17 protein-coding genes are annotated in these 18,643 nt (G+C 64.1%); 15 read left to right on the forward strand and 2 right to left on the reverse strand.

The window, feature by feature from the left end:
- Positions 1-14 precede the first annotated feature (14 nt).
- On the reverse strand, positions 15-1,022 hold the full coding sequence (locus BBSC_RS04420; protein WP_033519055.1) for an aldo/keto reductase: 1,008 nt from the start codon (positions 1,020-1,022) through the stop codon (positions 15-17).
- A gap of 247 nt (positions 1,023-1,269) precedes the next feature.
- Here BBSC_RS04420 and BBSC_RS04425 point away from each other — a divergent pair, with 247 nt between their 5' ends.
- Positions 1,270-1,749 carry a MerR family transcriptional regulator gene (locus tag BBSC_RS04425; RefSeq protein WP_081893027.1) on the forward strand — a complete coding sequence of 160 codons (480 nt, stop codon included), beginning with the start codon at positions 1,270-1,272 and terminating at the stop codon, positions 1,747-1,749.
- Between the two features lie 239 nt (positions 1,750-1,988).
- Complete coding sequence (locus BBSC_RS04430) at positions 1,989-2,996, forward strand: hydroxyacid dehydrogenase (protein WP_033519054.1); 1,008 nt, start codon at positions 1,989-1,991, stop codon at positions 2,994-2,996.
- Positions 2,997-3,664: 668 nt separating this feature from the next.
- Here the strand turns inward: BBSC_RS04430 and BBSC_RS04435 are convergent.
- A complete protein-coding gene (locus BBSC_RS04435) occupies positions 3,665-4,726 on the reverse strand; it encodes a LacI family DNA-binding transcriptional regulator (RefSeq protein WP_033519072.1) in 1,062 nt (353 codons plus the stop codon).
- A gap of 254 nt (positions 4,727-4,980) precedes the next feature.
- On the opposite strand from BBSC_RS04435, the gene BBSC_RS04440 reads away from it, so the two are divergent.
- From BBSC_RS04440 to BBSC_RS04490, 13 genes are all read left to right on the forward strand, one after another.
- Positions 4,981-6,111, forward strand: coding sequence for a glycerate kinase (locus BBSC_RS04440; protein WP_081893026.1), 1,131 nt, complete (start codon positions 4,981-4,983; stop codon positions 6,109-6,111).
- A gap of 119 nt (positions 6,112-6,230) precedes the next feature.
- Positions 6,231-8,345 (forward strand): glycoside hydrolase family 36 protein, encoded by a 2,115-nt coding sequence (locus BBSC_RS04445; protein WP_033519052.1) that lies wholly within the window; start codon positions 6,231-6,233, stop codon positions 8,343-8,345.
- 79 nt (positions 8,346-8,424) lie between these two features.
- Complete coding sequence (locus BBSC_RS04450; protein ID WP_033519051.1) at positions 8,425-10,083, forward strand: glycoside hydrolase family 43 protein; 1,659 nt, start codon at positions 8,425-8,427, stop codon at positions 10,081-10,083.
- A 130-nt stretch (positions 10,084-10,213) separates the two neighbouring features.
- Positions 10,214-11,101 carry a sugar phosphate isomerase/epimerase family protein gene (locus tag BBSC_RS04455; RefSeq protein ID WP_033519050.1) on the forward strand — a complete coding sequence of 296 codons (888 nt, stop codon included), beginning with the start codon at positions 10,214-10,216 and terminating at the stop codon, positions 11,099-11,101.
- Positions 11,102-11,382: 281 nt separating this feature from the next.
- The gene (locus BBSC_RS04460) at positions 11,383-12,702 is read left to right on the forward strand and encodes an ATP-binding protein (protein WP_033519049.1); all 1,320 of its coding nucleotides are present in this window, start codon (positions 11,383-11,385) and stop codon (positions 12,700-12,702) included.
- 57 nt (positions 12,703-12,759) lie between these two features.
- Positions 12,760-12,900, forward strand: a complete 141-nt coding sequence (locus BBSC_RS13895; RefSeq protein ID WP_171818099.1) for a hypothetical protein — start codon at positions 12,760-12,762, stop codon at positions 12,898-12,900.
- A gap of 184 nt (positions 12,901-13,084) precedes the next feature.
- On the forward strand, positions 13,085-13,279 hold the full coding sequence (locus tag BBSC_RS04465; RefSeq protein WP_033519048.1) for a hypothetical protein: 195 nt from the start codon (positions 13,085-13,087) through the stop codon (positions 13,277-13,279).
- Positions 13,280-13,456: 177 nt separating this feature from the next.
- On the forward strand, positions 13,457-14,269 hold the full coding sequence (locus BBSC_RS04470) for an ABC transporter substrate-binding protein (RefSeq protein WP_269429197.1): 813 nt from the start codon (positions 13,457-13,459) through the stop codon (positions 14,267-14,269).
- 11 nt (positions 14,270-14,280) lie between these two features.
- Positions 14,281-14,415 (forward strand): hypothetical protein, encoded by a 135-nt coding sequence (locus tag BBSC_RS14350; RefSeq protein WP_269429195.1) that lies wholly within the window; start codon positions 14,281-14,283, stop codon positions 14,413-14,415.
- 180 nt (positions 14,416-14,595) lie between these two features.
- Positions 14,596-15,543 carry a carbohydrate ABC transporter permease gene (locus BBSC_RS04475; RefSeq protein WP_197074450.1) on the forward strand — a complete coding sequence of 316 codons (948 nt, stop codon included), beginning with the start codon at positions 14,596-14,598 and terminating at the stop codon, positions 15,541-15,543.
- 5 nt (positions 15,544-15,548) lie between these two features.
- The gene (locus BBSC_RS04480; protein ID WP_034535504.1) at positions 15,549-16,445 is read left to right on the forward strand and encodes a carbohydrate ABC transporter permease; all 897 of its coding nucleotides are present in this window, start codon (positions 15,549-15,551) and stop codon (positions 16,443-16,445) included.
- 101 nt (positions 16,446-16,546) lie between these two features.
- Positions 16,547-17,338, forward strand: a complete 792-nt coding sequence (locus tag BBSC_RS04485; RefSeq protein WP_161787662.1) for an alpha/beta fold hydrolase — start codon at positions 16,547-16,549, stop codon at positions 17,336-17,338.
- Positions 17,339-17,487: 149 nt separating this feature from the next.
- Positions 17,488-18,576, forward strand: a complete 1,089-nt coding sequence (locus BBSC_RS04490) for a LacI family DNA-binding transcriptional regulator (protein ID WP_033519395.1) — start codon at positions 17,488-17,490, stop codon at positions 18,574-18,576.
- The last annotated feature ends 67 nt before the right edge of the window (positions 18,577-18,643 follow it).

The following is an 18,643-nucleotide window of genomic DNA, read 5'->3' on the forward strand; positions in this document are numbered from 1 at the left end:
CAGGGCCGCGCGGATCAGCGCTTGGCGATCTCGTCGATCGCGGCGAGCTCCTCGGCGCTGAACTCGGTGTTCTTGAGCGCGCCGATGTTGTCGAGGATCTGCTGCGGCTTGGAGGCACCGGCGAGCACGCTGGTCACCGCGTCGTCGTGCAGCAGCCATGCGAGGGACATCTCGGCCAGCGTCTGGCCGCGCTGCTGCGCGATCTCGTGCAGGGCCACGATCTTGCCGTGCTCCTTCTCCACGTCGGTGGGCGTCAGGAAGCGTGGGTCGTGCGCGGCGCGCGAGTCGGCCGGAATGCCGTCGAGATAGCGCTCGGTGAGCAGGCCCTGCTGCAGCGGGCTGAAGATGATCAGCCCCTTGCCCAGGCGCTTGGCTGTATCCTTGAGCCCGTTGTTCTCGATCGTGCGGTCGAGGATGTTGTACTTGTTCTGGTTGATGACGAACGGCACATGCAGCTCGCTCAGGATCGCGCTCGCCTTCTCGAGGCGCTCGCCGTCGTAGTTGCTCAGGCCCACGTACAGCGCCTTGCCGCTGGTGACGGCCTGCGCGAGCGCGCCCATCGTCTCCTCCAGCGGGGTCTCCGGGTCCGGGCGGTGGTGGTAGAAGATGTCCACGTAGTCCAGGCCGAGGCGCTCGAGCGACTGGTCGAGGCTGGCGAGCAGGTACTTGCGGCTGCCCCAGTCGCCGTAGGGGCCGGTCCACATCTCGTAGCCGGCCTTGGTGGAGACGATCAGCTCGTCGCGGTGCTTGGCGAAGTACTGGTGGATCAGGCGGCCGGCGCTCTTCTCGGCCGCACCGGGCTCGGGGCCGTAGTTGTTGGCCAGGTCGAAGTGGGTGATGCCGTTGTCGAAGGCGGTGAAGACGAGCTGCTTCATCTGCTCGTACGGCGTGATGTCGCCGAAGTTGTGCCAGAAGCCCAGCGAGATCGCGGGCAGCTTCAGTCCGCTGGCGCCGCAGCGGTTGTAGCGCATCGAGTCGTAGCGGGTCGGTGCCGGCGTGTAGTCGTTGGTCGGTTCGAGCATAATGCCTCCGTATGTCGTCTGGTGTCATCGGATGCCCGCGGCGAGGGCCGGGGCGCCCGAGGTCGTCATTGATGGGACGAGTATCGTGTTGCGTGTTCCATCATGGACCCTCAAGTACACTTGAAGGCAAGTCGGCGATCGGTACGGTGTGCCGGCGCTGCGGTTCGCGGGTTCCCGCGGGCCGCCTGATGGCCGTGGACGATGGCTGCCGGCGCCGCGATGGCGCCCGGCGAAGGGAGCGATTGCGATGTCGGATGACGAGCGGAACAAGGCGCTGGAAAACGCGTGCGGCGAGGATGGGGGCCGGCGGTATTCGATCCGCCAGGTCGCCGATATGTTCGATATGGAGCCGTCGACGCTGCGCTACTACGAGGACGCCGGCCTGCTGACGAACGTCGAGCGCACGTCGACCGGGCAGCGCGTCTATCGGCAGGGCCATATCAATCGGCTGAGCTCGATCTGCTGCTTCAAGCATGCCGGCATGTCGATCGCCGACCTGAAGCGGTTCTTCGTCTACGAGGCCGATGAGCGCACGCATATCGACGACATGATGACGCTGCTTGAGGAGCGCCACGACGCGATCGACGAGCAGCTGCGCGCGCTGGAGGAGGCCCATGCGCATGTGCTGCGCAAGCTGCATTTCTACGGTGATATCCGCGAGCACCTGCGCGGCAACGCGCCCGCGCCCGATTGGGACGATTACCGCAACGCCCATTTCGAGGACTGAACGGGTTTCCGCCGGGCCGGCGATCTGACATGCCGGTGGGCCCCGCATCGACATTGGACGGAAAATGCGTTACACTATTCGGTAAGGGCTTACCGTAGAGCTGTGGCAATGGTCGTTTCGATGGAAACGACACACTGATTGATTTCGGTGATGTTTCAGCAATATGGGTATGTCCAAACAGATACTGTCGTCAACAAGTTAAACGGAAAACGTTTCCCAGAGTGGGGAAGGTGGAGATTATGACCGAATCCAAGCCCAATGTCGTCCTGACCATGCAGCCGCCGGAACTGGTGAACAAGCTGATGAACGATACGCAGTGGGCGCGTCTTGAGTCCGTCGCCAATGTGGACCGCGACGTCATCACCGATTTTCATGTGGAGGGTCTCGACGAGCGCCTCGCCGCCGTCGACTACATCTTCTCAGGCTGGGGCCCCGATGCCAGGATCGACGCCGATGTCTTGGCCAAGATGCCGAACCTCAAGGGCATCGCCGCCGCTGCCGGCAACGCGTGGCGCCTGCTCACCCCGGAGGCGCTCGACGGGGTCAAGAAGCGCGGCATCCTGCTGTCCAACTCCGGCTATGTCAATGGCATCCCGGTCGCCGAATACTGCATGGCCATGATCCTCATGGCCAACAAGGATTTCTTCCGCGCCGAGCGCATCTACCGCGAGCGCCGCGAGTACATCAACCGCGAGGTCGAGTTCCCGACCGCCGGCAACTACCAGAAGACCGTCGGCCTGGTGACCGCCGGCGCCCGCATCGCGCGCCACCTGATGGGCCTGCTCAAGGGCTACCGCCTGAACGTGCTCGCTGAATCCCGCTCGATGAGCGAGGAGGAGGCCGCCTCCTACGGCGCCAAGAAGGCCGATCTGGAGACCATCTTCCGCGAGTCCGACATCGTCTCGCTGCACACCCCGAGCCTGCCCGCCACCAAGGGCATGATCACGGCCAAGTACTTCAAGATGATGAAGGACGGCGCCTGGTTCATCAACTCCGCCCGCGGCGCCGTGGTCGATGCCGACGCGATGACCGCCGAGCTCAAGACCGGCCGTATCAACGCGATCCTCGACGTGACCGATCCGGACGAGCCGCTGAACGCCGATTCGCCGCTGTGGGACATGCCGAACGTGATCCTCACCCCGCACATCGCCGGTTCCGAAGGCACCGAGCTGCAGGGCATGGGCGAGAACGTGGTCAACGAGCTCACCCACATGATCAAGGGCGAAGCGCTCGAATTCAGCGAGTGACGCCGGGCGCCGGCTGGCTGCGTGGGTTGCGGCCGCCTTGGAAGCTCTGCCTGATCGGAGACATTTCTGCCATGAGATGGCGGTGATGGCTTGACGAGTATGGCCTTATTGAGAGGTTCCTGCCTGTATATGGCGGGAGCCTCTTTTGTGTTGTCGTGATGCGTTCGATATCCGCCGCCGCGTGGAAGCTATCTCTCGCTGACAGGTGCTCTGGCAAGATGTTTTTGCCGGTATATGGCGATTGGTTCTTGCGTGGATCCGCGGGTGAGAGGTGCTTGCCGTCATGTGGCGGGCATCTCTCGCTGGGGTCTGTCTCGCCGGGAGTTGCATGCCATTGGGTGGCGGTTGTCTCTTGATGGATCTCATGTGCGAGAGGTGTTTGCCTCTGAGGGGCGGGTGTCTCTCGGCGCGGGGCAGCTTGGCGAGAGGTGCCTGCCATTGGGTGGCGGTTGTCTCTTGATGGATCTCATGCATGAGATGTGTTTGCCTCTGCGCGGCAGGTGTCTCTCGTTGCGGTATGGCTGGGCGAGAGGTGCCTGCCGTCATGTGGCGGGTATCTCTCGCTGGAGTTGGATGCATAAGCGGTTCTGCCGGCAATAATGCCGGCTCTAACGCCAAAGCCGGTGCCACCGTCAAAAAAGCAAACGCCGGCCACCGGCCCCCTCGGCTCAGCGCCTCGGCAGGGACTCGCGCAGCACGATATCGGGCGCGCTCTGCACGAAGATCAGGCGGTTGCCCGCCGCGGAATCCGCGGCGCCGGCGTCGTCCCGGTCCGCCAGCACGCAGTCGACGGCCGCTTGGCCTATTTCGGCGAGGGGCAGGTGCACGGTCGTCAGGGACGGGTGCACATCCGCGGAATAGGGGATGTCGCCGAATCCGGTGATCCCGACCTCGCGGCCGGGTTCGATGCCGTTGGCGCGCAGCGCGGTCATCGCGCCGATGCCCATCACGTCGTTGAGCGCGATCACCGAATCGATGCCGGCCCCGTCATAGGCGGCGTCGCCGCCCGGCGCAAGCAATCCGGCGCGGGCCATCTGCATGATCGCCGCATAGCCTTCGGTGCGGCTGAACCTACCGTTGGCGATGACGCGCGGATCGACGGTGATGCCCGCCTTGCCGAGCACGTCCATCACCCCGGCGAGGCGTTCCTTCGACGAGCGGTGGTTGTCGTCGCCCTTGAGGATCGCCGGGCGCGTGTACCCCGAGTCGACGAACAGCTTGGCGATGGCCCGCGCGCCGACCTCGTTGGCCACGTCGACGGCGGGGAAGGGCAGGTTGCGGTTGAGGATGAACACGGCCCGGCCGCCGGATGCCTCGTATTGGCGGAGTTCGCGCTCCAGTTCGGCCCGTTCGGGCGCGTCGATGTATTCGCTTTCGGAGATGATGATGCCGCGCGGGCGCGTGGCCACCGACTTGCGTACGCTCTCCAGCTCGGCCTTGGCGTTCGCGGCGACGCCGATGGTCACCGAGACGCCCTGTTCGCCGGCCGCCTTGACCACGCTCTGCGACACGGAGGCGAAGTACGGGTCGGAGATATCGGAGACGAGCAGCACGATGTTCGGCGCCGTGCCCTTGGCCACGGCCTGCGCGTAGGCGTTCGGCCGGTAGTTGAGTTTGGTCGCGGCCTCCATGACTTTCACGTAGGAGTCGTTGCGCACCTTGCGTGTGCTGCCGTTGAGTACGCGGGACGCCGTGGCGATGGAGACGCCGGCCTTGGCGGCCACGTCCATCAGCGTTGCGGGGGAGGAGGGCTTGTCCGCCCTGTCGTCCTTGTCGGTATGCTGCGCCACGTTCTCTGCTCCTTGCACCGCTGCGTCGCACGCAAAACGGAAAACTGTCTTAAGCGTTTACCATGCATTGTAGCGCCATTCGACGCCGATGTCTCGAATAAGCGTTGCCGTGTGTTGCCGATTAAGGGATATATCGTGACAAAATATCGGTAAGCGCTTTCCGTTTTGGCGTGTCGTGCGGTACGCTTGAAGCCATGACGCGATACTTATGCGCCCCCGATTCCTTCAAGGAAAGCCTGACCGCCAAAGAGGCCGCTGAGGCGATGGCACGGGGCATCACACAAGCCGACCCGGCGGCGCAGGTCCGGTGCCTGCCCATGGCCGACGGGGGAGAAGGCACGGCCCAAGCCCTGGCAGACGCCACGGGCGGCGCCATGCATGCGGTCGACGCGCACGACCCCCTCGGCCGGCCCGTCCGCGCGAGCTATGCGATGCTCGGCGACGGATCCACCGCGGTCGTGGAAACGGCCGAAGCCAGCGGCTTGGCGTTGCTCGCCCCCGAGGAGCGCGATCCGCTCGTCGCCGCATCGTACGGCACCGGCGAGCTGATCCGGGCCGCGCTGGACGCCGGCGCACGCACCATCATCGTCGGGCTCGGCGGCAGCGCCACCAACGACGCCGGCGCCGGCCTGCTGCAGGCCCTTGGCGTGCGCCTGCTCGACGCGAGCGGGCGGGAACTGCCCCGCGGCGGCGCCGCGCTGGCGAAGCTGGCGCTGATCGATATGGGAGGGCTCGACCCGCGCCTTGGCGAGACGACCGTGATCGCCGCCTGCGACGTGACCAATCCTCTGGTCGGCCCGAACGGCGCCAGCGCCGTGTTCGGACCGCAAAAAGGCGCCTCCGCCGCCGACGTGGCGCTGCTGGACAAGGCGCTGACCCGTTTCGCCATCGTCGCCGAACGCCAGCTTGGCGTGCGCGTATCGAATTGGCCGGGCGGTGGCGCGGCCGGCGGCATCGGCGCCGCGCTGCTGTCGTTCCTCCACGCCTCCTTCAAACCCGGCATCGATCTGGTGATCGAACGGTCGGGGCTGGACGAGGCCGCGCAGTGGGCCGACGTGGTGTTCACCGGCGAAGGGTCGATCGACTTCCAGACCAAGTTCGGCAAGACCCCGGCCGGCGTGGCGGCCACGGCGAAACGGCACGGCAAGCCGGTGATCGCCGTGGCCGGGCATATCGGCGAAGGCATCGGCGAACTGCACGACTGCGGCATCGACGCGATCTTCGGCATCGCTCCGGGCGCGGCCAGCCTCGAAGAACTGCTGGCCGATGCGGCCTCCAACGTGACCCGCACCACCGAACAGATCGTGCGAATCCTGCAACTGTGAACAGGCCCCCGCTGGCGGGGCTGCCGGGCATTGCTCGACTGGGGCCGGTGCCGAACCACCCTCAGTCCCGCTACGCGAGACAGCTCCCGCCAGCGGGAGCAAGTATCGGAAAGGAAAACATGCGTACCACACTGGAAACCGTGAGCTGCGGCGAACTATCCGCCGTCTACCGCAAGGACGACGAGACCGGAGCCGTGGAGCTGGTATTGGTCCCGACCGCGCGCATCGACGACGTCGTGCGCGACGACTGCGCCGCCGAACCGCTCGTGCAGTCCAAGATCGTCGGCGACGACTATCCGTTCGGCTTCAGCCAGGGCCGCACGATGCGCAACGCGAAAACCGTGACCGACCATATGTCGTACGGCGATCCCGTCGTCTCCCGCAATGCGTCGGACGGCTCACTCGCCGTGGTCACCCGCATCGACGACGCGCGCGGCTGGCATTACGAGCACACGCTCACCATGACCCCGGCCAGCGGTGCCGCGGAGATCCGCACCGCGGTGGTCAACGAATCCAACCGCCCGATCACCCTGGAGATGCTCTCGAGCTTCACGCTCGGATCGATCTCGCCGTTCGCCAGGGGACTCGACCCGGAGAACCTGATCCTGCATCGTCTGCGCAGCACCTGGAGCGCCGAGGGACGGCTGCTCTCGCAGCCGGTCGAGAATCTTGAACTGGAACCCAGCTGGCAGAAGTACAGCGCGAACTCCGTGCGCTTCGGCTCGGTCGGCAGCTTCCCGGTGCGCGAATGGGTGCCATTCGCCGCCGTCGAGGACCAGCACGCGGGCGTCACCTGGGCCGTGGCCACCACGCACGCCTCCAGCTGGCAGATCGAGGCGTACCGCCGCGATGACGGACTGAGCCTGTCCGGCGGCATCGCCGACCGCGAATTCGGCCAGTGGACCAAGACCCTCGCCCCCGGCGAGCGCTTCGACGCTCCGTACGCGGTCGCCACCGCCGTGGTCGGCGGCGTCGACAAGGCCTCGCAGGTTCTGGCCGGCAATGTGCGCAAGGACCTGAAACTGCCGCAGAGCGAAGCTCATCTTCCGGTGATCTTCAACGAATTCTGCTCCACTTGGGGCACGCCGACCGAGCGGAGCGTCACCGAGCAGCTCGACGCCGTCAAGGCGCTCGGCGTGGAGTACTTCGTCATCGACGCCGGCTGGTTCGACGACCAGGCCTTCGAGGCGGCCAGCCGCTTCGGCAAGTGGGAGGTCAGCGCAACCGCGTTCCCGCACGGCATGAAGCCGGTGGTCGACAGGATCCACGATGCGGGTCTCAAGGCCGGCATCTGGTTCGAATTCGAGGTCGCCGGCCGCGAGGAGCCGGATTGCTTCAACAAGGCCGAATGGCTGCTGAAGCGCGACGGCCTGCCCATCACCTCCGGCAACCGCCGCTGGTGGGACATGCGCAATCCGGAGGTCCGGGAATACCTGGCGCACAAGGTCATCGACTTCCTCAAGGACAACGGCTTCGACTACATGAAGGTCGACTACAACGACACGATCGGCATCGGCTGCGAGACGCCCGGCGATCCGAACGCCTCGCTCGGCGAGGGCCTGTACGACCAGATCCAGGCGTCGCAGGCGTTCTTCCGCCGCATCCGCGAGGAACTGCCCGACCTCATGATCGAGATCTGCGCCTCCGGCGGCCACCGCCTGGTGCAGAGCTTCATGGAGATCGGCGCCATGGCCAGCTTCTCCGACGCCCACGAATGCGACTACATCCCGGTCGTGGCCGCCAACATGCACCGCATGATCCTGCCGCGCCAGTCGCAGATCTGGGCCGTGGTGCGCGAGGAGGCCTCGGCCGACAAGCTCTACTACCAGATCTGCTCCGGCCTCCTGGGCCGCCTGTGCTTCAGCGGCGACCCGAACGGGTTCACGGGCCGCAAGAACGACATCATCAAGGAAGGCGTCGCGTTCTACCACAAGGCCGCGCCGGTCATCGACCACGGCGAGAGCCGCTGGTACGGCTTGCAGCTCGGCAGCTACAGCCGGCCGGTCGGCTGGCAGGCCATCGCCCGCGTCGGCGAGGCCGGCACCGAGGCGGAGGGCCGCACGCTCGTCGTGCTGCATACCTTCCACGACGCCCCCAGCGTGATCGACCTGCCGGTGCTCGGCCGGGTCGTCGGCGTCTTCCACCGCGACGGCATCCGGGTCGAGCGTTCCGGCCGCCAGCTGCGCATCACCGACCTGTCCGACTTCGACGGCGTCGCCGTCCTGCTGGAATAGCCTCCCCATGCTGGCTCCCCTCAAAGAGGGGAGCCAAGACTCAGAACTTAAGACTTAAGCAACCAAGCAAGGAACACCAATGACCACGATGATCAAGAACCCGATCCTGCCGGGCTTCCACCCGGATTCGAGCGCCCTGCGCGTCGGCGACGACTACTACATCGCCAACTCCACCTTCGAATGGTGGCCGGGCATCGACATCTACCACTCCAAGGACCTCGTCAACTGGGAGTGGGTCGCCTCGCCGGTCAACCGCGAATCCCAGGTCGATCTCAAGGGCAACTACGACTCCGGCTCCCTGTGGGCGCCCCACCTGAGCTACGCCGACGGCAGGTTCTGGCTCGTCTACACCGACGTGAAAACCTACGCGCCGTTCAAGGACACCCTGAACTACGTGATCACCGCGCCGTCCATCACCGGCCCGTGGAGCGAACCGCACTTCCTGACCGCCTCCGGCTTCGATCCGGCCATCTTCCACGATGATGACGGCCGCAAGTGGTTCCTCAACATGCTCTATGACTACCGCCCCGGCCACGCCATGTTCGCCGGCACCGTGATCCAGGAGTTCGACCCCGAGTCGATGACCCTGATCGGCGAGCGCAAGCACTTTTACAAGGGCACCAAGCTCGGCGTGTGCGAGGGCCCGCAGATCCTCAAGAAGGACGGGTACTACTATCTGCTGTGCGCCGCCGGCGGCACCGGCTACATGCACGCCGCCACCGTGGCCCGCGCCCGTTCGCTCGAGGGCCCGTTCGAGGATTCGCCGTACACGCCGTTGATGACCACGCGCGACGAGCCGGGCAACCCGCTGCAGAAGTCCGGCCACTGCTGCTTCCTGCAGATCGGCGACGAATGGTACGTCACCCAGATCTGCGGTCGCCCGCTGACCGAGCGCGGCAACTGCACGCTGGGACGCGAGACCGCCATCCAGAAGATCTACTGGACCGAGGACGGCTGGCCGCGCCTGATCAACGACACCATCAGCCCCGACCTCGAGGTCCCGGCCCCCAAGATCGCCCGGAACGTGGTGCAGAACATGGACCATTCCGAGCGCGTGGAGTTCGAGCTGGACGGCGTGGCGCAGGCCAACGCGCCCCTCACCTCCGTGACCGACCCGGCCATCCCGCCGAGCCTGAAGACCCTGCGCACCGCCCTCACGGCCGAAGAGCACTACAGCCTCACCGCCCGCCCCGGCTGGCTGCGCCTCTACGGCGCCCAGTCGCTGCGCTCCCAGCACCTGCAGACCCTGTTCGCCCGCCGTTGGGAGGCCTATGATTTCGACGTCGAAACCGTGCTCGACTTCGACCCGGCCAACTACCAGCAGATGGCCGGCCTGATCCTCTACTACGACACGCAGAACTGGATCTACGCCTACGTCTCCTTCGACTCCGAAGGCAGCGACAAGCGCATCATCCAGGTGCTGCGCTGCGACCACGAGCGGCTGGAATACGGTTCCGAGGCCATCGCGCTCGAGGACGGGCCGGTGCGCATCAAGGTCGAGGTGCGCCACGACAAGGCGAACTTCTTCTATGCGCAAGGCGAGAACATGCACGCCGACAACGCTCCGTGGAAGGCGGTGGGCGGCGCACAGCCCGCCGACCACATCAGCGACGACTACGTGGAGAGCCAGATCATGGGCTGTGCGTTCACCGGCGCCATGGTAGGCATCTGCGCGCAGGACATGGACGCCCATCTCTCGCACGCCGACTTCCAATACCTCGACTACCGGGAGAAATAACCGTTCTCGGCTCCCCTCTGGAGGGGAGCTGTCGCGAAGCGACTGAGGGGAGGTCACGAACCACCCTCAGTCAGCTGCGCTGACAGCTCCCGCCAGCGGGAGCGGAACCCCAACGAAAGGACAAACAACAATGACATGGGAACTGGCTGCGTCGACCCTCGGCGCTCCGTACGATTCGATGGACGAGCTCGCCAAGACCTTCAAGGCCACCGGCGTCAAGCAGATCGAGGTGGCCGTCGGCGATGAGATGAAGTTCACGATGGCCTCCACCGACGACGAGCTCAAGGCCATGCGCGACGAACTGGCCGAGAAAGCCGGCGTCTCCATCTTCGCCGTCGACTCGCGCGTGCAGGTGTGCAACACCGCCCGCGAGGACGACGAACTGGTCGAAAGTCTCGAGCACTGCCTGCACATGGCCGACGTGCTCGGCGCCAAGTACGTGCGCGTCTTCCCGACCGCGCCGCTCGAGTCGAGCTGGGATCCGGACCGCCTGCCCGGCATGGTGCTGCCCGAAGGCATGAACCTGGCCGGCGTCTCCAAGCGCGGCGCCGAGATCATCGCCCGCGCCCTGCCGACCGCCGACAAGCTCGGCGTCCAGCCGCTCATCGAAACGCACGACAGCCACACCAACGGCGAGCGCAACGCGATCATCCACTACTACCTCGATAAGCTGGCCCCGGGCAACCAGGCCGGCTCCATCTGGGATATCGCCCACCCGTGGCGCGTGGGCGAGGCTCCGGCCAAGACCTTCGAATACCTCAAGCCGTACCTGGTGGGTGGCCGCGGCGTCGTCCAGATCAAGGACTGCGCGTTCCCCGGCGACCAGACCCCGGTGCTGCAGGGCACCGGCCGCGTGCCGCTGGCCGAATGCTGCAAGCTCCTCAAGGACGGCGGCTACACCGGCCCGCTGTCTCTGGAGTGGGAGCGCCGCTGGTACCCGCAGGTCGAGCCGCTCGAGGAGGCCCTGAAGGCCGCCCGCAAGGCCATCGAGGCCCTGCCCGCCGAATCCCAGCGGTGAGCTGACCTGAGCTGACCGTTTCGTTTTCCTGTTTCATATCGGCGTATGGCCCGTCGAACGCATCGCGTATCGCTGCGTTCGACGGGCCATACGTTTCGGATCATGCGTTTGTTGACCCCGCTCGTCGTCCCGGTCTGTTCCCGACTATGTGAATTTGCGGAAAAGTGCAGAAAACTCGCATTTGAAATTACTGAAAAGTGCAGAAATCACTGATTTGAAATTGAGGAAAAATGTGATTCAGGATATCATCAAACTAGGTGTGGCATGAAAGGCGGGCGCTGATGGCATTGAAACGCAAGGCATATGAACGCTTTGAGTTCTGGAAGCGGAACAAGTCGAAGCAGGCGTTGCTGGTAACCGGGGCTCGTCAGGTCGGCAAGACGTATCTGGTTCGCGAGCTCATGCAGTCCCATTATCCGAATTCCGTGGAGATCAACCTTGCCGACGATGCCGCCGCACGCAGATCATTCGAGGCGGCCACCGATGCCGATGACCTGATGCTCAGAATTTCCGTGGCGGCGGATGCGCATTTGGTGCCGCATGAGACGGCGATTTTCCTCGATGAGATCCAGGAATGCCCCAATGTGATGGAACATATCAAACTGCTCGTGGACAGAGGGGAATACGACTTCATACTGTCCGGTTCCTTGCTTGGCGTGAAATTGGAAGGTGCGGACTCGCTGCCTGGCGGATATCTGACCCAAGTGGAGATGTTCCCCCTTGATTTCGAGGAATTCTGCTGGGCGAACGGACTGCCCGAGGCGGCTTGGGACGGGGCCTGCAAGGCGTTCGTGTCACGCACGCCCGTTCCGGATTTCATCCATGAGAAGTTGCTGAAGCTGTTCCATCGTTACTTGTTGGTGGGAGGCATGCCGGATGCGGTGAATGCGTTCCTTGGCAGCGGCGTCATCGATCAGGTGCGTGTGTCGCAATCGGAGATCATCCGCGTCTACAAACGCGATATCGCCAAGTACGCGCCCAAGGAGAACCGGCTGGTCATTCAGAACATCTATGACTTGATACCCAGCGAATTGACCGGAACCAGCAAACGCTTTAAATTCAGTTCGATTGAGAACGTGAAGCGATTCGATCAGGTGACCGACGAGTTCCTATGGCTTATTAATGCGGGCGTGGCCATCGCCACCTATAATGCTTCGGAACCCAGGCATCCATTGCTCATTGCAAAGAACGACAGCAGATTCAAGTTGTTCTATTCCGATGTGGGTCTTTTGACCAGCACATTCATTAAACGAGCCTCCATCGATCTGCTCGATGGCGGAACCAATATGAACGTCGGGGGCGTGTACGAGAACGCGGTGGCGCAGGAACTCAACACTCATGGTCTCTCGACGTACTATTGCGCGAGCAAACGCATGGGCGAGCTTGACTTCGTAACGGAACGAGCCGATGGCGGCGTCATCATGTTCGAGGTGAAATCGGGGTCCTCGTATCGAACGCATGCCTCTCTCACCAATGCGCTGAATGTAGCGAACAACGGTATCGATGAGGCGTATGTCCTTGCCGAGACCAATGTGGAGGTCTCTGGCCCTGTGGTATATCTGCCGATATACATGGTGTCCATGTTCCATTTCGGCGACTGAGGCCGGGATGGTCGGCGTGGTGCTCTCCGTCTTCGATGCGGGTCGGGAGTCGGTTCAATGCCTTTCGGCGATCTCCTTGGCGTCGATGGCCGCCGGCTCGTCGCTGACTCCCCGCCGGACAAGCTGCTCGACAACATCCAGGAGCGGACCGTCAACGATCTGAAGCGGAAGGGAGCGAGCGTGGAGCCCGCCGGCTGAATCAAAAAACGACACGCCGGACGCCTGGCTTGATTGCGCAAACAACCGTTGTGAAACCTTGGCCAACAGACTTCTATGTAACTAGTTTTATCGTTGATTTGACAACGATTTTACCGAGATGTTAGCTTGTAGTTGTTTCAGTGATGAAACTAGTTACAAAGAAGAACCAAGGAAGGTTTTCGCAATGAGCACTTCACGTCGTTGGACCAAGATCGCCGTCTCCGCCGCAGCCGCTGCAGGCATGCTCGTACCGCTCGCCGCATGCGGCTCCGGCACCGCCGGCAACGGCTCCGCCGATGCGAACGGCGTCACCACCATCGAGTGGTGGGGCTGGGAGCAGGGCCAGCAGGAACAGGCCGATGCCTTCAACAAGTCGTAGGACAAGATCAAGGTCGTCTTCAAGAAGCGGGCCTCCAACGTCAAGGCGGAGGAGTCGCTCGTCAACACCGTCAAGGCCGGCAGCGGCGTGCCCGACTTGGTCGAGGTCGACAAGGACTCGGCCATCTCGCTGCTCGCGGACGGCACCATCTAGGACATCAGCCAGTTCAACCCTGACCTGTCCAAGCTGAACCCGAACGTCGTGGACTCCTTCAAGGTGGGCGACCAGCTGGCCGCCATCCCGTTCCAGGCGGCCCCGCAGTTCATCATCGTCAACCAGAAGACCTTCGACGACAACGGCGTGAAGGTGCCAACCACGTGGGACGAGCTCATCCAGGCCGGCAAGGACCTGAAGGCCAAGAACCCGGACATCAAGATCCTGAACCTGGCCGGCGAGGACGCATCCACGCTGGTGATGCTGGCCCAGCAGTTCGGCGCCAAATGGTATTCGGTCAAGGGCGACAAGTGGGTCATCGACATCAACGGCCCCGAGTCCAAGAAGGCCGTGGACTACCTGCAGCAGATCGTGGACAACGACATGTTCAGCCAGAAGACCTTCATCGAATGGGACGCGCTGATGCAGTTCTTCCAGTCCGGCAACCTGGCCATCATCCCTACCTCCACCTGGCAGCTGAGCGCCTACCAGTCCAACTTCCAGAACTCGCTGGGAGACTGGGTGGCCTATGACTGGCCGAAGGAATCCGCCGATTCCGACGTCGTCTCCCCGCTGAACGCCACCGGTTACGGCATCCCGAAGGGCGCCAAGAACACCGCGGCCGCCGTCACCTTCGCCGAATGGCTCACCATCGATGACGAGGCGTTGAAGATCGCGGCCGACCCGACCAAGGGCAGCGGCACGTTCCCGGCCCTGAAGGACGCGTCCGACTACATCGCCGCCTCCCTGCCCGACAAGCTCCTCAAGGACAAGTCACAGGCCGATGCCGTGGTCAAGAAGTCCGCCGAGACCGTCACCCCATACTCCCCGGCGTGAACTGGTCCTCGATGTGCAAGCAGCTGCAGGATCAGTGGGCCAAGTTCCTGAGCAAGCAGGTCACCGGCGAGCAGATGCTCGACACCATCCAGGAGTGGACCCTGAACGACTTGAAGCAGAAGGGCATCAGCGCCGAATCCGTCTGACCGGCCAAGGCCCCGAGTCGCAACCGCAATCACGGCCGACCGCAGCCATCCCTCCGTCCTCAACCGGCGCTCCCCGGTCCACAAGACAGGGGAGCGCCGCCCATACCACCATCAATCCGACCAATCACATCCGACCAATTACATCACCAACCAATCACATCACTGAGCAATGGAGTTATCGTGAGTGCAACAAACTCTTCGGCCAGGCCCGCGGAAGTGAAAACCAACGCCACTCCCGTGTGGAAGAAGAGGCTTGGCCTGAAAGGCGCCCTGTTCGGCGTCCCGTTCTTCGGCCTGTTCCTGTTCTCGTTCATCATCCCGTTCCTGTACGCCCTGTGGGAGAGCCTGTTCGTCAAGAAGTCCAGCGGGCTGGGCGTCGGCAGTGCCACCCTCCACTTCGCGGGTCTGAGCCAGTACCTGCGCGTCTTCAAGGACGGCGCGTTCTGGTCCGGTATGGGCCGGGTCGCCCTGTTCACCTGCGTGGTGACCCCACTGATCATGATCTTCGCGCTCGTCGAGGCCCTGCTGCTGGACTCCGCGCGCAAGAAGGCCAAGAAGGCCTGCCGCTTCCTGCTGCTCGTGCCCTACATGGTGCCCTCCATCGTCTCCACGCTGATCTGGGTGTACATGTACTCGCCGGACATCGGCCCGCTCAAGAAGTTCTTCGCCGTCTTCGGGCTGACGGTCAACTTCTTCAGCCCGCAGATGCTGTGGGTCTCCATGGCCAACCTGCTGCTGTGGATCAACATCGGTTTCAACATGCTGATCCTCTACGGTTCGCTCACCTCCATCGACCCCTCGCTCTACGAGAGCGCCAAGGTGGACGGCGCCGGCGAGTTCCGCATCGCCTGGCCCATCAAGATACCGATGGTGCGCGGCACCCTGGTGCTGACCGGCCTGCTCTCGATGATCGGCATGCTCCAGCTCTTCGACCAGCCGCTGCTGTTCCGCTCCGCCTCGCCCGAGACGGTCACCGCGAACTTCACGCCGATCATGACCATCTACAACTACACGTTCACCGCCGGCGGCGACTACAACTATGCGGCGGCCCTGTCGGTCGTGCTCGCCATCGTCATCGCCATCATCTCCGCCATCGTCTACGGAGCCACCAACAAGAAGGGCAAGTGAGTGATATGAGCAACGCGATTATGCAGTCCAAGTACGGCGCTGGCGCAAGCAACAAGCCGAAGTCCAAGTGGAGCCGCCCCGGCATCCTGATCGCCCTGGCGGTCCTCACCTTCTATTCGATCGCCCCGCTGTGGTGGCTGGTGGTCTCCGTGACCAAGAGCCGCGTGGAGCTCTACAACACCAACGGCCTGTGGTTCGGCAAGGAGAACCACCTCGTCGAGAACTTCCAGCAGCTGTTCACCTACGAGAACGGCATCTTCTTCAAGTGGATGCTCAACTCGATCCTGTACGCGGGCGTCGGCTCCCTGGTGTGCATGGTCATCTCCATCATGGCCGGCTATTCGCTGAGCAAGTTCGAGTTCCGCGGCAAGGCCGTCGAGATGGGCCTGGTCATGTCGTCCTTCCTGGTACCCACCGCGCTGCTCACGCTGCCGATGTACCTGCTGTTCTCCGGCCTGCACCTGACCGACACCGTCTGGGCCGTGCTCATCCCGTCCTTCGTCAACACCTTCGACGTGTACCTGGCCAAGGAATACATCGACGGCTCCGTGCCGGACGAACTGCTCGAGGCCGCCCGCGTGGACGGCGCCGGCGAGTTCCACATCTTCCGCAAGATCGTCATGCCGCTGCTGCCGACCCCGGCCGCCACCATCTTCATCCTGACCTTCGTGCTGCAGTGGAACAACTTCTACCTGCCGATCACTAGGCTGCGCGGCAGCGACAAGTGGACCCTGTCCCTGGGCCCCTACAGCTTCATGCAGACCAAGCAATCCTCGCTGTTCGACCCGACCACCATCGCCTTGGCGGGCGCGGTGCTCTCCATCATTCCGTTGGCCGTGGTGATGATCGCCATGCAGCGGTTCTGGAAGTTCGGCGTGGCCCTCGGCGGCGTGAAGGGCTGATCGCCGCCGCATCGGCCCGTCTGCCGACGCAAATGTCTGTAACTAGTTACAGAATGGATATGGGCAAGCCGGGTGGCTTGCATCAGGGGAGTTCAATCATCATGGAATCGAAACAGGTATATGCCGTGCTGATCCACGGCTGGGCGGGCTCGGTACGGGTCTGGGACCACATCGGGTGGCCCGACGACTGGACCGTGCTGCCGTACGAGCTGCCGGGCCATGGCAGCCGCAGGGACGAGGGCCCCTGGACCATTCCCGGCGCCGGCGAGGATCTGGCGGAGTTCATCCGCCGCAACGTTCCCGCGGGGGAGCGGGCCATACTCATCGGGCACTCCATGGGCGGCCAGCTCTCGCTCTACGTGCATGTGCACTATCCCGAGCTGGTGGCCGGCGAGGTCGTCATGGACCCCGCCCTGGGCGCCGAGGACGCCGAGATCGCCGGCCAGCCGACCCTGCTCAAGGCGCTGACCGATGACGCCTACGGCACCACGGAGGGCTTCATCCAAGGCGCGTTCTCGCCGTACACGCCGCAGAGCGTGCGCGAGATGGTCGTGGGGGACGTGCGCCGCACCAACCCGCAGGCCATCGCCGACTACTTCCGTTCGGAGTACATGGATCCCGAGTCGTTCGGCAACCGCAAGCCGGCCGTCGCCATGGGGCTGAAGCGCACCAAGCCCACGCTCGGCATCTACCTGACGCCGGCCCGGGCCGGATTCGAGCGCGAGTGCGGCACCGCGGACGTGGAGATCTGGTCCGGCGGCCACGGGCACTTCATGTTCCTCGAGGACCCGGTCCGCTTCTCCGACGAGGTGGTCAGCTGGGCCATCAGCCGGGGGCTGTACGAGAACGCTGACGCGGAACTGCGGCTGGTCTCCGCCGCGCTCGCTGTGTGATTCGGCTCCCGCTTGCGGGAACGATGCGCATGCGCAGGATATTGAGGGGTGACGTTGCGGTCGCCCTTTTCCATACTCTGCGTAAGATGAAAACAGTTACACACTCGATGTTCACCGATGACGTGTGAAGGATATGGAGCGATTCCCCGATGACAGACGCACAGCCAGGGGCGGCTTCCGCGCATTCGGCGGGCAACGGCAAAAGCCGCAAGGGCCCGGCCAAGACCGCCGGCGCGAACATCCGCGACATCGCGGCGGCGGCCGGCGTCTCAGTGGCCACCGTCTCCCGCGTGATGCGCGGCAACGCCAAGGTCTCCGACGAGACGCGCGCCAAGGTCGAACAGGCGGTCAAGGACCTCGGCTACGTGCCCAACGCCCACGCCCTCGCCCTGACCACCCCGCCCAACTCGGTCACCCTGGTGATGCGTTCGATCACCGGCGGCACCTATAGCGAGATGGCCGGCGCGGTCGCCGATGAGGCCATACGCCGGGGCATGACCTTCCGGCTCATCGCCACAGGCGGCGCCCGGGTGGACGGCAAGGCGGTGCTTACCGACCTGCTGGCGCAGCGCCCGCGCGTGGCCATCATCGTGGCCGACGACGACCCCGGCTCCATCAAGGACGCCGAGCTCAACGAATACGTGGGCCAGTTCGAATCGATGGGCACCACGCTGGTGGCCCTGGCCCGGCCCCGCATCGATCTGGCCGATCGGATCGGCGTGGTGGACTACGCGAACGAGCGCGGCGTGTACATGATGACCAAATACCTGATTTCCTTAGGCCATCGGGACATGCTGTTCGTCGGCGTGCGCACGGCCTCGCCCATTTTCACCCAGCGCTATCAGGGATTCCTGAAGGCGTTGGCGGATGCCGGCATCGACCATGATCCCGCCGGCGACCTGCCCTTCGACGGCAACCGTGCGGCTGACGCCGCCAACGTCGTCGCCCGATATCGGGATGGCAGCCCGTTCACCGCCGTGGTCGGCGTCACCGACGTGGCCGCGCTCGACTCCATCAACGCCCTGCAGTCCCTTGGGGTCGCCGTGCCCGGGCAGATCTCCGCCGGAGGCTTCGACGACATGCCCTACGCCGGCGATCTCATCGTGCCCCTGACCACCGTGCATGTGCCCTTCGCGGACATGGGCGCCACCGCCGTGCGCATTGGTCTCGGCAACCTCAAGGATGTGATGATGCCCGCCGAACTGGTCGTCCGCAAATCCACCGGGCCGGTGAACTGATCCCCGATCGCCCCCGTGGAATAGCGGCATGATCGTAAGTCAGCGGGAAGGTCGGATTCGTGGCGGG

This window comes from Bifidobacterium scardovii JCM 12489 = DSM 13734, from assembly GCF_001042635.1.
GTDB classification, from domain to species: Bacteria; Actinomycetota; Actinomycetes; order Actinomycetales; family Bifidobacteriaceae; genus Bifidobacterium; species Bifidobacterium scardovii.

What these genes read in the sequence shown, in the direction of transcription:
- BBSC_RS04420 (WP_033519055.1), bottom strand. Translation starts at nt 1,022, where the DNA reads ATGCTCGAACCGACCAACGACTACACGCCGGCACCGACCCGCTACGAC.
- BBSC_RS04425 (WP_081893027.1), top strand. Translation starts at nt 1,270, where the DNA reads ATGTCGGATGACGAGCGGAACAAGGCGCTGGAAAACGCGTGCGGCGAG.
- BBSC_RS04430 (WP_033519054.1), top strand. Translation starts at nt 1,989, where the DNA reads ATGACCGAATCCAAGCCCAATGTCGTCCTGACCATGCAGCCGCCGGAA.
- BBSC_RS04435 (WP_033519072.1), bottom strand. Translation starts at nt 4,726, where the DNA reads ATGGACGTGGCCGCCAAGGCCGGCGTCTCCATCGCCACGGCGTCCCGC.
- BBSC_RS04440 (WP_081893026.1), top strand. Translation starts at nt 4,981, where the DNA reads ATGACGCGATACTTATGCGCCCCCGATTCCTTCAAGGAAAGCCTGACC.
- BBSC_RS04445 (WP_033519052.1), top strand. Translation starts at nt 6,231, where the DNA reads ATGCGTACCACACTGGAAACCGTGAGCTGCGGCGAACTATCCGCCGTC.
- BBSC_RS04450 (WP_033519051.1), top strand. Translation starts at nt 8,425, where the DNA reads ATGACCACGATGATCAAGAACCCGATCCTGCCGGGCTTCCACCCGGAT.
- BBSC_RS04455 (WP_033519050.1), top strand. Translation starts at nt 10,214, where the DNA reads ATGACATGGGAACTGGCTGCGTCGACCCTCGGCGCTCCGTACGATTCG.
- BBSC_RS04460 (WP_033519049.1), top strand. Translation starts at nt 11,383, where the DNA reads ATGGCATTGAAACGCAAGGCATATGAACGCTTTGAGTTCTGGAAGCGG.
- BBSC_RS13895 (WP_171818099.1), top strand. Translation starts at nt 12,760, where the DNA reads ATGCCTTTCGGCGATCTCCTTGGCGTCGATGGCCGCCGGCTCGTCGCT.
- BBSC_RS04465 (WP_033519048.1), top strand. Translation starts at nt 13,085, where the DNA reads ATGAGCACTTCACGTCGTTGGACCAAGATCGCCGTCTCCGCCGCAGCC.
- BBSC_RS14350 (WP_269429195.1), top strand. Translation starts at nt 14,281, where the DNA reads ATGTGCAAGCAGCTGCAGGATCAGTGGGCCAAGTTCCTGAGCAAGCAG.
- BBSC_RS04480 (WP_034535504.1), top strand. Translation starts at nt 15,549, where the DNA reads ATGAGCAACGCGATTATGCAGTCCAAGTACGGCGCTGGCGCAAGCAAC.
- BBSC_RS04485 (WP_161787662.1), top strand. Translation starts at nt 16,547, where the DNA reads ATGGAATCGAAACAGGTATATGCCGTGCTGATCCACGGCTGGGCGGGC.
- BBSC_RS04490 (WP_033519395.1), top strand. Translation starts at nt 17,488, where the DNA reads ATGACAGACGCACAGCCAGGGGCGGCTTCCGCGCATTCGGCGGGCAAC.